This is a genomic window from Microbacterium sp. LWH3-1.2 (genome assembly GCF_040675855.1).
Lineage (GTDB): Bacteria > Actinomycetota > Actinomycetes > Actinomycetales > Microbacteriaceae > Microbacterium.
In genome coordinates, this window is sequence record NZ_JBEGIK010000001.1 from 2872770 (window position 1) to 2886373 (window position 13604).

General features: G+C 70.1%; 17 protein-coding genes. 1 reads left to right on the top strand and 16 read right to left on the bottom strand.

Features of this window, described 5'->3' with window-relative positions:
- Window position 1: 1 nt before the first annotated feature.
- From MRBLWH3_RS13395 to rpsB, 9 genes are all read right to left on the bottom strand, one after another.
- Complete coding sequence (locus tag MRBLWH3_RS13395) at window positions 2–727, bottom strand: alpha/beta hydrolase (RefSeq protein ID WP_363432748.1); 726 nt, start codon at window positions 725–727, stop codon at window positions 2–4.
- A gap of 1 nt (window position 728) precedes the next feature.
- Window positions 729–1013, bottom strand: a complete 285-nt coding sequence (locus MRBLWH3_RS13400; protein ID WP_363432751.1) for a hypothetical protein — start codon at window positions 1011–1013, stop codon at window positions 729–731.
- A 3-nt stretch (window positions 1014–1016) separates the two neighbouring features.
- Window positions 1017–1694 (bottom strand): lytic transglycosylase domain-containing protein, encoded by a 678-nt coding sequence (locus MRBLWH3_RS13405; protein WP_363432754.1) that lies wholly within the window; start codon window positions 1692–1694, stop codon window positions 1017–1019.
- A gap of 139 nt (window positions 1695–1833) precedes the next feature.
- The gene (locus MRBLWH3_RS13410) at window positions 1834–2397 is read right to left on the bottom strand and encodes a DivIVA domain-containing protein (protein WP_363432757.1); all 564 of its coding nucleotides are present in this window, start codon (window positions 2395–2397) and stop codon (window positions 1834–1836) included.
- Window positions 2394–3437, bottom strand: coding sequence for a phosphatidate cytidylyltransferase (locus MRBLWH3_RS13415; RefSeq protein ID WP_363432760.1), 1044 nt, complete (start codon window positions 3435–3437; stop codon window positions 2394–2396). Before MRBLWH3_RS13415 ends, MRBLWH3_RS13410 begins: the two co-directional genes overlap by 4 nt.
- A 9-nt stretch (window positions 3438–3446) precedes the next feature.
- The gene (frr, locus tag MRBLWH3_RS13420; RefSeq protein ID WP_045297881.1) at window positions 3447–4001 is read right to left on the bottom strand and encodes a ribosome recycling factor; all 555 of its coding nucleotides are present in this window, start codon (window positions 3999–4001) and stop codon (window positions 3447–3449) included.
- Window positions 4002–4053: 52 nt separating this feature from the next.
- Window positions 4054–4773 (bottom strand): UMP kinase, encoded by a 720-nt coding sequence (gene pyrH, locus MRBLWH3_RS13425; RefSeq protein WP_363432763.1) that lies wholly within the window; start codon window positions 4771–4773, stop codon window positions 4054–4056.
- An 84-nt stretch (window positions 4774–4857) separates the two neighbouring features.
- On the bottom strand, window positions 4858–5685 hold the full coding sequence (gene tsf / locus MRBLWH3_RS13430; RefSeq protein ID WP_363432766.1) for a translation elongation factor Ts: 828 nt from the start codon (window positions 5683–5685) through the stop codon (window positions 4858–4860).
- A 103-nt stretch (window positions 5686–5788) separates the two neighbouring features.
- Window positions 5789–6667: a 30S ribosomal protein S2 gene (gene rpsB / locus MRBLWH3_RS13435; protein ID WP_363432769.1), complete on the bottom strand. Its 879-nt coding sequence runs from the start codon at window positions 6665–6667 to the stop codon at window positions 5789–5791.
- 335 nt (window positions 6668–7002) lie between these two features.
- On the opposite strand from rpsB, the gene MRBLWH3_RS13440 reads away from it, so the two are divergent.
- Complete coding sequence (locus MRBLWH3_RS13440) at window positions 7003–7575, top strand: murein hydrolase activator EnvC family protein (protein WP_363432772.1); 573 nt, start codon at window positions 7003–7005, stop codon at window positions 7573–7575.
- A gap of 6 nt (window positions 7576–7581) precedes the next feature.
- Here MRBLWH3_RS13440 and MRBLWH3_RS13445 read toward each other — a convergent pair whose 3' ends face one another.
- The 7 genes from MRBLWH3_RS13445 to lepB all read right to left on the bottom strand — a co-directional run bounded on the left by MRBLWH3_RS13445 (window position 7582) and on the right by lepB (window position 13563).
- A complete protein-coding gene (locus MRBLWH3_RS13445; RefSeq protein ID WP_363432774.1) occupies window positions 7582–8487 on the bottom strand; it encodes a tyrosine-type recombinase/integrase in 906 nt (301 codons plus the stop codon).
- A gap of 72 nt (window positions 8488–8559) precedes the next feature.
- Complete coding sequence (gene dprA, locus MRBLWH3_RS13450; RefSeq protein WP_363432777.1) at window positions 8560–9747, bottom strand: DNA-processing protein DprA; 1188 nt, start codon at window positions 9745–9747, stop codon at window positions 8560–8562.
- Complete coding sequence (locus tag MRBLWH3_RS13455; RefSeq protein ID WP_363432779.1) at window positions 9744–11267, bottom strand: YifB family Mg chelatase-like AAA ATPase; 1524 nt, start codon at window positions 11265–11267, stop codon at window positions 9744–9746. Before MRBLWH3_RS13455 ends, dprA begins: the two co-directional genes overlap by 4 nt.
- Complete coding sequence (locus tag MRBLWH3_RS13460) at window positions 11264–11632, bottom strand: YraN family protein (protein WP_363432782.1); 369 nt, start codon at window positions 11630–11632, stop codon at window positions 11264–11266. Before MRBLWH3_RS13460 ends, MRBLWH3_RS13455 begins: the two co-directional genes overlap by 4 nt.
- A gap of 112 nt (window positions 11633–11744) precedes the next feature.
- Entirely contained in the window at window positions 11745–12068 is a 324-nt protein-coding gene (locus tag MRBLWH3_RS13465) for a DUF2469 family protein (protein WP_045297888.1), read from the bottom strand.
- 62 nt (window positions 12069–12130) lie between these two features.
- Complete coding sequence (locus tag MRBLWH3_RS13470; protein ID WP_363432785.1) at window positions 12131–12790, bottom strand: ribonuclease HII; 660 nt, start codon at window positions 12788–12790, stop codon at window positions 12131–12133.
- The gene (gene lepB, locus MRBLWH3_RS13475; RefSeq protein ID WP_363432788.1) at window positions 12787–13563 is read right to left on the bottom strand and encodes a signal peptidase I; all 777 of its coding nucleotides are present in this window, start codon (window positions 13561–13563) and stop codon (window positions 12787–12789) included. The genes MRBLWH3_RS13470 and lepB overlap by 4 nt, the downstream gene beginning before the upstream one ends.
- Window positions 13564–13604: the final 41 nt, after the last annotated feature.

The following is a 13604-nucleotide window of genomic DNA, read 5'->3' on the forward strand; positions in this document are numbered from 1 at the left end:
CTCACACTGCGGCAGCGGGTCCGTGCCATTCCACCGGCAGCGGAAGCGCGTCGGGATTGACGGCCGCAACGATCTCGGTCAGCACGCGCCGCGTCTGGTTCTCCCCCACCCACAGGTGCTTTCCGCCCTCGACCGGGATCAGGACGGCCTCGGGAACGCTCGCAAAGCGCTGGGTCGCAGCATCCGGTCGGAGATAGTCATCGAATTCCGGGACGAGCACGATCAGCCGGCGCTCATCGCCGGCCCACGCCGCGACTTCTTCGTCCGTCGCACGATGCAGCGGCGGCGACAGCAGCACCGCGCCCTCGACGCTGTGGTCGCGACCGTATTTGAGTGCCAGCTCCGTCCCGAACGACCAGCCGACGAACCACGGGCGCGGGAGTCCGCGCTCGCGCACGAAGTCCATCGCCGCGGCGACGTCGAACGCCTCGGCGCGGCCGCCGTCGAACGAGCCTTCGCTGGTGCCCCGTGGCGACGTCGTCCCACGCGTGTTGAACCGCAGCACCGCGAGATCGGCGAGTGCAGGCAGTCGGCCCGCGGCCTTGCGGAGGATGTGCGAGTCCATGAACCCGCCGGCGGTGGGGAGCGGATGCAGCGTCACGAGGGTCGCGACCGGGTCGCGGGTTTCGGGGAGGGCGAGCTCTCCGACGAGGGTCAGCCCGTCCAGCGTGTCGAGCTGGATGTCCTCGCGGCGCGCGGGCAGCTGCATCGGTCCGCGGATCTCCATGTCAAGCCACCTTCCAGCAGTGCTGATGCCAGTGCCGGCGAGCGGCGAGGTCGGCGGCGTCGCCCAGAACGCCGTCCGCACGCCACGCCACGAGATGTGCGACGCCGACGTCGATCTGACGTCCGCATCCGGGGCACGTGTACGGCTTCTGGGCCTGCGCCGCCGAGACCGGCTGCACGGTCCACTCGATGCCGCGCCGCATCTCGGTGCGCTTCCAGCCCGCCAGGAGGCGCTCGAAGGAGTCGTCGCCGCTCGAGTCCTGACGGCGGCGGTTCGACCGCGGCACAGGTCAGTACCAGCCCGTGCGCTGCGAGTGGTCCCACGCGCCGCACGGCGTGCCGTAGCGCCCGCCGATGTAACCGAGACCCCACGTGATCTGCGTCGCGGGGTTCGTCTCCCAGTCGGCGCCGGCGGTGGCCATCTTGCTTCCGGGAAGCGCCTGCGGGATGCCGTAGGCGCCGCTGCTCGCGTTGTACGCGTTGACGCGCCAACCCGACTCCTTCTTCCAGAGCGCGACGAGGCACGCGAACTGGTCGTCGCCCCACCCGCGCGCCAGCACCATGTCGTAGGCGATGGCCTGGGCGCTGCCGGGGTCCGGCGTCACGAACGGAGGACGCCATCCTCCCGATGACGTCGAGGTCGATGCCTGGACGGTCGGCGTGGGCTTGGGCTTCACATACACCGTGTAATTGCCGCGGTCGAGTGCCGCGGGCTCCGGGTCGGCCGCGTCCTCGTCGCCGGCGCGGGACTGCACGTCATCGAGCCCGCTGGCGTAGAGCGAGACCCGGGACGATTCCTCGTCGGAGCTGACCTGTGCCAGCGCGAGCCCGGTCGGACCGATGTAGGCGACGACGAAGCCGAGCACCGCGAAGGCGGCGAACGCGCCGACCACTCCGCGACGACGCGACCAGCGCGGGGCGGCTCTGGTGGCCGGGGAGGAGGAGACCGAAGGAGTGGATCCCGTCACGGCGACCGGCCTCGCAGGCCGGGTCGCCACCTCGTGACGTCGGGCGCGTCTGGTGGGGTGCAGCTCGTTTCCAGAAGTCACAGTGTCCTGATTCTCGCACAGGCGCCCGAGGGCATGCCATCTGCGGAACTCGCGCGCCTCACTTGACGGCGAGCATCACCTCGACGACGGCATCGAGGACCGCGTCGACCTGCGTTTCGCGATACCCCCCGCGTTGCATGCGGAACGCGACCGACCGCACCTGTTCGACGGTGACGGAGTCGCCGGTCTCCAGGAAGCGCGCGAGCTTGTCGGTGACGAGGTCGACCTCCGCGATGCGGTAGCCGTAACGCAAGGGCGAGACCCGATCGAAACGGCGCTTGACCGGGCGCGAGAGACGGTCGAGGACCTCCTGGGCGAGCTCGCGTGTGTGGCCGACCCACGCTTTCGCACCCGAGGCCGCCACCGCCGAGGAGCGCTCGCGAGCCGCGAAGGCGTCCTCGATGCGGCCGAGAGCGGCATCGACCGACGCGATGGCGTAACCGTGCCGCACCAGCGGGAACGCGACCTGCCGGATGTCGGCCGACGTCAATGCGTCCGTTCCGCGCTCGAACGAGGCGCGTGCCCGCGCGAGGAACTCGTCGACGGGCTGCTTGTCGTAGCCCTTCTCGCGTCCGCGCGCTTCGGGGAAGGATGTCCGGGCGATCGTCTGCGATGTCGTCATGATGCCACCAGCGGAGTGAAGAGATAGTAGAGGGTCAGCGCTGCGACGACGGACAGCAGGATCGAGTCGAGTCGATCCAGCACGCCGCCGTGGCCCGGAAGCCAGGAGCTCATGTCCTTGATGCCGAGGTCGCGCTTGATCATCGATTCTCCCAGATCGCCGACCGTGGCCGTGGCGAGGATGAGGATGCCGAAGATGGCACCCATCCACCACTCGAGACCGAGCATGAAAAGCCCGACGAGAACGCCGGCGAGGATCGCGGCAGCTCCGGCACCCGCGAAGCCCTCCCACGTCTTCTTCGGGCTGATGCGGGGCGCCATGGGGTGCTTGCCCATCGTGATGCCCGCAGCGTACGCGCCCGTGTCCACCGCGACGGCGACGATGATGAACGACAGGACCCACCACTCGCCGCCGTCCTTCGCCAGCAGGACGAGGGTGAGGCTTCCGAGGAAGGCAACATACAGCTGCAAGAACGTCGAGATGAGCACGTCGCCCAGGACGAGGCCGTACGCGCGGCCGTCGTGCGCTGCCATCTGACCGACCAGTCGCCACACCACGACGAACGCCAGCGCGACGAACAGCAACACCCAGTGCAGCCAGGAATCGACGAAGTACGCCGACAGCACCATCACCGTGGCTGCGATGAGCTGCGGGATCAGATCGACCCGACGACCGCTGGCGATCAGCGCGCGCGCGAACTCGAAGATCGCGAGCAGCGCTACGGCGACGGCGAACGGCACGAACGCCCATTTCACGAACAGCAGCGATCCGAGCAGCACGACACCGATCGCGAGGCCGATGAGGATCGCGACGATGAGGTCGCGACCGGTGCGCTCCTTGATGCGCTCGTTCGCCTCCTCGAAGTCTGCCCGCGCCTGGGCCACGTGGCCCTCCAACTCGCTGCGCGCCGCGCGCAGATGCGACTGCAGCGCGGGGCCGGTCTCGTGGACCTCCGCGGCGCGCCGCGCCTCCCCCGCCTCGCGCCGCGTCTGCGGTGAGGAGGGCACGTCGCTCCGCGGCGGGTCGGATGCGTCGGTCATGGCCAGACCTCAGACCTCGAGGAGTTCGGCCTCTTTGCGCTTGAGCGCCTCGTCGATGGCGTCGACGTGCGCGCGCGTGAGCGCGTCGAGCTCCTTCTCGCCACGGGCGAGCTCGTCTTCGCCGACTTCGCCCTTCAGCGCGTCGATGTCGTCCTTCGCCTTGCGACGGATGCCGCGAACGTGGACCTTGGCGTCCTCGCCCTTGGTGCGCGTGAGCTTCACGTATTCCTTGCGGCGCTCCTCGGTGAGCTCGGGCATCGTGACGCGCACGAGGTTGCCGTCGTTCGTCGGGTTGACGCCCAGGTTCGGAATGTCGCGGATCGCCTGCTCGATCGCCTTCAGCGCCGACTTGTCGTACGGCGTGATGAGGAGCGTGCGCGCCTCGGGGTTGTTGATCGACGCGAGCTGCGCAAGCGGCGTCGGGCTGCCGTAGTAGTCGACGAGGACCTTCTGGAACAGCTGCGGGTTCGCGCGTCCGGTGCGCACCGTGGCGAAGTCCTCCTTCGCTGCCTCGACGGCGCGGTCCATGCGCACTCCGGCATCGGCCAAGACGTCCGCGATCACAGTGTCTCCTTCGCGTAGATGGGGCTGGTCAAGTCTATCGACGCGCGGCGCGTCACGCCGTGACCAGCGTGCCGATGGTCTCCCCCAGGAGAGCCTTCGTCACATTGCCCGCGGGTTCCATGCCGAACACGCGCATGTCCATCCGGTTGTCCATGCAGAGGCTGAACGCGGTCGAGTCGACGACCTTCAGACCGCGCTGCAGCGCGTCGAGGTACGTGATGCGATCGATGAGGGTGGCCGAGGCATCCTTCTTCGGGTCCGCGGTGTACACGCCGTCCACCCCGTTCTTCGCGACGAGCACCTCCTGCGCGTCGATCTCGAGCGCGCGCTGCGCGGCGACGGTGTCGGTGGAGAAGTACGGCAGACCGGCGCCGGCGCCGAAGATCACCACGCGGCCCTTCTCCATGTGACGCTCCGCGCGGCGTGGGATGTAGGGCTCGGCGACCTGCGTCATCGAGATCGCCGACTGCACGCGCGTGGCGGCGCCGGCCTGCTCGAGGAAGTCCTGCAGCGCGAGGGCGTTCATGACGGTGCCGAGCATGCCCATGTAGTCAGCTCGCCCGCGGTCCATGCCGCGCTGACTCAACTCCGCGCCGCGGAAGAAGTTGCCGCCGCCGACGACCACAGCGATCTCGACCCGGTCGACCGCTGCCGCGATCTCCTGGGCGATCTGGCTGACCACGTCGGGGTTCACACCCAGCTGGCCTCCGCCGAACGCTTCGCCGGACAGCTTCAGAAGGACGCGGCGGCGCCCGGTGTTCTCGTTGATCACTGTGGTCCTCTCGTCTACGACAAACTATCGAAGGGCATGCGAAAAGGCCCGCATCGGATTGCCGATGCGGGCCTTCTCAGAAGGTCAGGCGCCGACCTTGTAACGGGCGAAGCCCGTCAGGGTGAGACCGGCGTCCTTCGCGACCTGCGCGACGGACTGCTTGTTGTCCTTCGCGTAATCCTGATCGAGGAGCGAGACCTGCTTGAAGAACGCGTTCACGCGGCCCTCGACGATCTTCGGCAGGGCGGCCTCGGGCTTGCCCTCGTTGCGGGAGATCTCTGTGACGATCTCGCGCTCCTTTTCGACCTCGGCCTCGGGGACCTCGTCGCGCGACAGGTAGGACGGGTTCGCGAACGAGATGTGCTGTGCGAGGCTGCGCGCCGTCTCGGCGTCGTCACCCGAGTAGGCGAGGACGACACCGACCTGCGGCGGCAGGTCCTTGCTGGTCTTGTGGAGGTAGATCTCGAACTTGTCGCCCGAGAGCGTGTTCACACGGCGCAGTTCCACCTTCTCGCCGATGATCGCGGCCTCGTCCGAGATGAGCTCGGCGACCGTCTGGCTGCCGGCGGGCGCGGCGAGTGCGGCCTCGGCAGAGTCGGCGTGGGCCGCGGCGGCGGCGTCGAGCACCTTGTCCGCGAGGGCGAGGAAGCGGTCGTTCTTCGCGACGAAGTCGGTCTCGGTGTTGAGCTCGATGATGGTGACCTGACCGTCGACCTCCTTGGCCGCGACGAGGCCCTCGCTCGTGGAGCGGTCGGCACGCTTGGCGTTGCCCTTCGCACCCTTGAGGCGCAGGATCTCGACGGCCTTCTCGAGGTCGCCGTCGGCCTCCTCGAGAGCCTTCTTGGTGTCGACCATGCCCGTGCCGAGCTGCTCACGCAGCGTCTTGATGTCGGCGATCGTGAAGTTTGCCATGGGTGGCGGCTCCTTGATTTGTGTGAGTTCTCGTGGGATGCCTCGGCGGGACCGTCCGGACCGCTCGGTCTGGTCGATCCCGCCGCGGCGGAGTGTGTGAGCCTTACTCGGCGGGGGTCGCCTCAGCGGCCTCTGCGACCTCAGCGGCCTCAGCACCGGCCTCATCGGCAGCCGACTCGGTGGCGATGGTCTCGACCTCGGCGACGTCGGTCACGACGGGCGCGCCCTGCTCGAGCAGCTCGCGCTCCCAGTCGGCGAGGGGCTCCGCGTCAGCGGCCTCGTCGGTGGGCTGGTGGCGCTGGATCAGGCCCTCGGCGGCGGCGTCGGCGATGATGCGGGTGAGCAGGCCCACCGAGCGGATCGCGTCGTCGTTGCCCGGGATCGGGTACTGGAACTCGTCCGGATCGGCGTTGGTGTCGAGGATGCCGATCACCGGGATGCCGAGCTTCGACGCCTCGTCGATCGCGAGGTGCTCGCGCTTGGCGTCGACGACCCAGATGGCCGAGGGGGTCTTCTGCAGGTTGCGGATACCGCCGAGCGACTTGTGGAGCTTGTCGAGCTCGCGCTTCTTGAGGAGGAGCTCCTTCTTGGTGAAGCCGCTCGCAGCCGGGTCCTCGAAGTCGAGCTCCTCGAGCTCCTTCATGCGCGCGAGACGCTTGGACACGGTCGAGAAGTTGGTGAGCAGACCGCCCAGCCAGCGCTGGTTGACGTAGGGCTGGCCCACGCGGGTCGCCTGCTCGGCGATGACTTCCTGAGCCTGCTTCTTGGTGCCGACGAAGAGGATGGTGCCGCCGTGCGCGACGGTCTCCTTGACGAACTCGTACGCCTTGTCGATGTACGTCAGCGACTGCTGCAGGTCGATGATGTGGATGCCGCTGCGCTCCGTGAGGATGAAGCGCTTGACCTTCGGATTCCACCGGCGGGTCTGGTGTCCGAAGTGGACGCCGCTGTCGAGCAGCTGGCGAATGGTGACGACGGCCATGGCCGTTCTCCTGTTCCGGCGCGTGCGCGCCTGTTGCGGTTGTTCTCGCGCCGGCTCGTGGCCGGCGTGGCCTGGCGCCCGGCTCATTCCCGCCCTGCGCTCGCTCGAAAGCGCTCGCGGGGACCGTTGGGGATGGATGCCGCGCCTCACCCTTCGTCAGACTCGGGGTTTGCGGCGCTCTGGGCACGCGGAGTCACCCCGACATGCGGAGTGCGCACTCAGTGTATCAGGAGCGGCCGGACCGCTCCTCCTCCCCCGACGGCAGATCGCGACGCTTGTCCACGTCGTTCCGTCGCTTCCATCCGCCGCCGCCTCGGGCGGGTCAGGGTGGTGCCATGCCGAAGCGCGCGCTCATCCGCCAGCACCGATTCAGCCGGCCGCCTGCCCACCTCGGCGCCGTCATCGCCGTGGGCGTCGTGCTCGCTCTTTCGCCGGGCACGAAGGCGCACGCCGATGTCACGGAGCCGGGCCCGGTCGTCGACGGCGGAACGGTGTCGCTCGCGCGCGACTGGCAGTGGCCCGTGCATCCGTTCCGGCTGGCGCACCCCTTCGTCGCGCCGCCCCACGAGTACGGACCAGGACACCGGGGCGTCGACCTCCTACCGGTCGGCGAGGGCGTCGTACTCGCCCCCGCCGCGGGCGTCGTCGCGTTCTCAGGTCAGGTCGCCGGACGCGACGTGATCACCGTGGACCACGGCGACGGTCTCGTGTCGACACTCGAGCCCATCCACTCAGCCCTCCGCGCAGGAACACCGGTCGGCGAGGGCGCGACACTGGGAACGGTGTCGGAGGGCGGGCACGCCGAGACCGGTACGGTGCACTTCGGTGTCCGGCTCGACGGCGTCTACATCAACCCGCTCGTCCTCCTGGGCGGGGTGCCCCGCGCGGTGCTGCTCCCCTGCTGCTGACGGAGATCAAGCCCGCGGGTGCGCGAGGCGGTACGACGCCGCCAGTCTCTCGCTGGAGACGTGGGTGTAGATCTGCGTGGTGCCCAGACTCGCATGGCCCAGGATCTCCTGGACAGCGCGCAGGTCTGCGCCGCCGTCGAGGAGGTGGGTCGCCGCCGAGTGGCGCAGCGCGTGCGGTCCCACCTGGGCGCCGAGCTCGGGTCCGAGCCGCCGCGATACGAGAGCGTAGACGGCGCGCGGCCCGATCCGCCCGCCCCGGGCACCCAGGAAGAGCGCGGGAACGGACGTGTCGTCCGCTCGTCGGGCGAGAAGCGCCGGCCGGCCGCGGACGACGTAGGCGTCGATCGCCCTGAGCGCGGGGAGCCCGAAAGGTACGACCCTCTCCTTCGATCCCTTGCCCAGCAGGCGGGCCGTGCGGCGGTCGTGATCCAGATCGTCGACGTCGAGCCCGCACAGCTCGGAGACGCGCACCGCTGCGCCGTACAGCAGCTCGAGCATCGCATGATCGCGCAGCGCGACGGGATCGCCGTCTGCGGCCGCCGATGCGAGGCGATCGAGCATGTCGCTCAGCGTGTCGGCGGTGGCGACCTTGGGCAGAGTCTTCCCGCGCTTCGGGGCGACCAGCCGAAGGCTCGGGTCAGCGGCGATCGCGCCAGTCTCGGTCACCCACGCGAAGAAGCCCCGGACGGCTGCAGTGCGCCGCGCGATCGTGGCGCGGCTGTCGCCGCGCTGGACGGCGTGCCACAGCCAATCGCGGAGGCTCTCGAGATCGACGGCGGCGAGTTCGACGTCGCCGCAGGCATCGACCAGTCCGTCCAGGTCGGACCGGTAGGCCCGCACAGTGGCGGGCGAGAGGCGGCGCACCTCCGCGAGATGACGCAGATACACGGTCGCCGCCTCCCCGATCTCCATGGTTCCAGCATGGGCCAGGCGGTTCCCTCGAGCGCCCTGCGACGCGCACTCGCGTGCCCAGTCATCCGTCGATCACCCTCCGATGCGGAGCAGCCGCCAGCCCTCGACCCCCGACTCGACAGCTCCTTCGAGTCGCAGCAGCCCGAGGATGCCCTCGACGACGTCGGCCGCCATGCCCGCGCGCCGCGCGATGTCGCGGGCATCCCGCCAGACGCGGGTGCTCATGGCGTCCTTCACCCGGGTCGCGTCGCCGGTGTAGGTCCCGCGCGGGGCGGCGGCAGCATCCGTTCCGCCATCCATCCCCAGCAGCTCTCGCACGTCGTCGGCGCTCGTGATGCACTGCGCCCCGTACTCGCGGATGAGCCGGTGCGTGCCCGCCGACGTCGCCGAGGTGATCTGTCCGGGCACGGCACCGAGCGGACGTGACAGGGCGGCCGCGTGGCCGGCAGTGTTGAGCGAGCCGCTGCGCCACCCCGCCTCGACCACGACGGTAGCGGCCGAGAGCGCGGCGATCAGCCGGTTTCGCTGCAGGAAGCGCCATTTCGTGGGCGCAGAGCCGCATGCGACCTCGCTCACCACGACCCCGCGTCGGGCGATGTCGTCGATCAGCTGGGTGTGGCCGGCGGGATACGCGCGATCAGCGCCGCCAGCGAGCAGTGCGACCGTGAGACCGCTCGCCATCAGCGCCGCGCGGTGCGCAGAGCCGTCGATGCCGTAGGCGCCGCCTGAGACCACCGCCACGCCGCTGCCCGCCAGATCGGCCGCGAGCTCCCGCGCCACGTGGTCGCCGTAGTGGGTCGCCGCCCTGGCGCCGACGATGGCGACCGATGCGTGGACGCGTGGGAGCGCGGACGCATCGCCCCGGACCCACAGACACAGTGGCGCGTGTGCTCCGAGGTCGTCCAGCTGCACGGGCCATTCGGGATCGGCCCGCGTCACCAACCTCACGCCGCGGGCCGCCGCCGCGGTCAGGGAGTCGGCAACGCCGCCGGCGGACAACCGCGGCAGCCAACGCTTACGGCCCTCCGCCGCTTCTCTGGGCGAGAGCTCGGCGAGTTCGTCGCCCGCCACGACCGCCTCCAGGCTCGCGACCGGACCGCGGGCGCCGATGATGCGCCCCGCGACCGAGTCGCCTGGCTCGGTGAGCAGGCACCAGACCGCCGTCGCATACCGCTCCCGGGCCGCATCAGCGTCGTACTCGACACCCGCGGGCGAGAGTGCGCGCCGGGCGGCGTCGGCGCTCAGATCGAACGCGATCACAGCGCGATCCCCTTCTTCAGGTAGAGCGCGCGGCCGACGTGCTCCGCCCCGAGCTGGCCGCGCCCCTCGATGTCGGCCAACGACCACGCGACGCGCAGCACCCTGTCGTACCCGCGCAGAGTGAGCGCGCCGCGGTGCAGGGCCGCATCGAGCGGACGTCGCACGACCGGGGACGGTGCGGCGGGGCCTTCGCGGAGCCAGGTGCCGGGCACGTCGGCGTTCACCGTCCACGGCGTCTCGGCGAGGCGATGGCTCGCGCGTGCCCGCGCAACGGCGACCTGCTCCCGGGCGGTCGCCGTCGAGACGGTCGGCCCCGCGCCTCGCTGCGCGACGCCGACGCGCGTCAAGGTCAGCTCGATGTCCATGCGGTCCAGGAGCGGCCCCGATAGCCGGCCGAGGTAACGACGGATCGCCGCCGGCGGACAGGTGCAGGTGCCTCCCCGGATCCCGTAGTCGCCGCAGGGACAGGGGTTGGTGGCGAGAACGAGCTGGAACCGCGCGGGATACTCGGCGCGGGCGCCCGCACGGTCGATTGTGATCGCTCCGGACTCGAGCGGCTGCCGGAGCGCGTCGAGCGCGCTCGCGGCGAACTCCCCCGCCTCGTCGAGGAACAGCACGCCCTCGCTGGCACGTGCGATCGCGCCGGGGCGCACCAACCGCGTGCCGCCGCCCACGAGAGCGGCCACGCTCGCGCTGTGGTGCGGCGCGACGAAGGGCGGGGTACGCGACAGTTCCACGACCCGTGAACCTGCGAGGCTCCGTATCGAGGCAGCGACCAGCGCGGCACGATCGTCGAGTTCGGGGAGGATCCCGGGCAGCCGCCGGGCGAGCATCGTCTTGCCCGCGCCCGGCGGTCCGCACATCAGCAGATGATGGCCGCCGGCGGCGGCGACGACCAGCGCCTCGACGGCGTCGCGCTGCCCGATCACCTCCGCGAGATCGAGGACGGGTTCGGATGGGGCCCCATCATCCGGCAACACCACCGGATCGACATCGGCGACCTCGACGTCACCTCCGTGCCACGCGATCACCTGCGCGAGACTGACGGCGGCGAGTACCTCGATGCCCTCGACGAGCGCCGCCTCGGGACCGTTGGCATGCGGCACGACGACGCGGCGATGCCCCGCCCGACGTGCAGCGACCACTGCGGGAAGGACCCCCGGCACGGGTCGGAGTCGGCCGTCGAGCCCGAGCTCTCCGATGTGGACTGCGGACGCCACCGAGGCCGCGTCCATGGAGGTCTCGGTCGCAAGGGACGCCACTGCGATGGCGACGTCGAATCCGGACCCGTGCTTGGGGAGGCTGGCGGGCGACAGGTTCACCGTGAGGCGTCGCCGCGTGAGCGGCATGCCGCTGTTCGCGCAGGCGTTGTGCACGCGCTGGACCGATTCGCCGAGCGCTTTGTCGGGAAGCCCGATGATGCGGAAGTCCGGCTGCTGATTCGAGAGGTCCGCTTCGACCTCGACGCACTCGCCCTCCGCCCCGACGAGGGCGACGGCCCACGTGCGCGCGACCCTCACGGCACCTCCACGTCGACGAGGTGCTCCAGGCGCGCTGTGCGAGGGTCGGGGCCGACGATGCCGATCGCGTCGATGCGGAGCCGCCGCCCCTGGACGAGTTCGCGGTGCGCACTCGCCCACGCGATCGTGAGTCGCCAGAGTCGGCCGCGCTTGCGTGCGTCGAGAGCCTCGAACGGATGCCCGAACTCCTCGCCCCGGCGCGTCTTGACCTCCACGACGACAAGCGCGGACCGGTCGCCGACCACGAGGTCGATCTCGCCCTCCCGGCATCGCCAGTTGCGGGCGAGGACGGTGAAACCCTGCGCCTCGAAATACCGGGCGGCGCGTTCCTCGCCTGCGCGCCCGAGAACGTCTTTGTCTGCCATTCCGGCATCGTCGCGCGCGCGGGCATCCGCGCGGGCGCGGGGTCGCGTCATCCGTTCAGAACTCGGTCAGAGTCCCTGGACGAGCGCCCTGGGGAGGAGGCGCCGCGCCCGCTCAGGTGTCGAGCGAGAGCTCTTCCGGGAGGTGGAAGTCGCGTCGCGAGAGCTCCTCGACGTTGACGTCCTTGAACGTCAGCACCCGCACCGCCTTCACGAAGCGGTCGGCGCGGTAGATGTCCCAGACCCAGACGTCGGACATCGAGATCTCGAAGTAGAAGTCGTGCTCGGTGTCGCGGCGCACGACGTTGACCTCGTTCGCGAGGTAGAAGCGCCGCTCCGTCTCGATCACGTACTGGAACTGCGAGACGACATCGCGGTACTCGCGGTACAGAGCGAGTTCGAGCTCGCGGTCGTAGTCTTCGAAGACCTCGTCATCCATGGTGATCCCATCCTATGGGCGCGAGCGTATGCCCGGAGTCCGGGTCCGCGGGTGGCGAACGCTCAGAACAGCGTGGGCGCGTCGGCGATCGACCACGACGCGCGGTGGTGCCGGCTGATGCCGTGCTCACGGATCGCTTCGCGATGGTCCGCGCTCGCGTATCCCTTGTTGCGGGCCCAGCGGTACGCGGGAAGCTCGTCGTGCAGCTCCGTCATGAGGCGGTCGCGCGCGACCTTGGCGATGACGGATGCCGCGGCCGCCGATGCGCAGTCGCGGTCGGCCTTGATCACCGGACGCACCGTGAGTCCCGATTCCCCGGCGGGACGGATGTAGTCGTAGTTGCCGTCGAGGATCACGATGGCGTCCTCCGGCACGACGCCGTGCGCGCGGAGATCCGCGATCGCGCGGATCGAGGCGAGCCCGAGGGCGCGCATGATGCCGATCTCGTCGATCTCCTCGGAGCTCGCCCATCCGACGGCGCTGGCGGCGACCCACGACGCGGCGCGCGCCGCGACGTCGGCGCGTCGGAGTTCCGGCACCAGCTTCGAGTCGCGCAGGCCCTGTGGGATGCGCTTGCGCGATCGCGGGGCGTCGACGACCGCCGCCCCGACCGCGACCGGCCCGGCCAGCGCTCCTCGCCCCACCTCGTCGCACGCGATGACGAGCGTGTGCTCTCGCAGGAGCCGGCGCTCGAGCGTGAGGCGGGGCTCGGCGACGGTCACTGCCCGCCGCCCTCCGGCTCCGCGTCGGGGACACCGGCGAACACGTCGTGGTGGAAATCGAGGAGCCCGAAGCGGTCGAAGGGCCACGTCACGAGGAACGCGCGGCCGACGAGGTTGTCGATCGGGACGAAGCCCTTGCCCGGTTGGTCGGTGTTGTACCGCGAGTCTTTGGAGCGATAGCGGTTGTCGCCGAGCACCCAGAGGCTGCCGACCGGAACCGTCACGTCGAAGGAATCGCCCGACGCCGCCGTCTCGCCCGCGGGAAGCTTCAAGTAGGCGGACTCATCGATCGGCACATCATTGACCGTGATCTGGCCGATGGCGTTGCAGCACACGACGTGGTCACCGGGCAGCCCGATGATGCGCTTGACGAGATGGTCGTCGCTGTCGGGCGCGGCCAGGCCGACAAGAGACAGCAGCCACTCAACGCCCTCGACGAGGGGCGGACGCGCGGGATCGGTGCTCGGAGGAAGCCAGCCTCCCGGGTCCTGGAAGACCACGATGTCGCCGCGCTCGTAGGCGCCGAACCGCGGGGTGATCTCGTCGACGAGGATGCGGTCCTTGACGTGGAGGGTGTCCTCCATCGATCCCGAGGGGATGTAGAACGACCGCACGAGGAACGTCTTGACCACGAGGGAGACGAGCACCGCGATCAAGATGATCACGACCACGTCGCGCAGGAACACCAGCCAGCTCCGACGACGCGGCTGGATGGTCGCGGCGGGCTCGGGCCCGGGCGCCGGCTCGGCCGGAGCCGATTTCTCGGTCGTCATGAGTTCCTTCGCGGGTGCCGACGGTCGCGGCGACCCCGCCT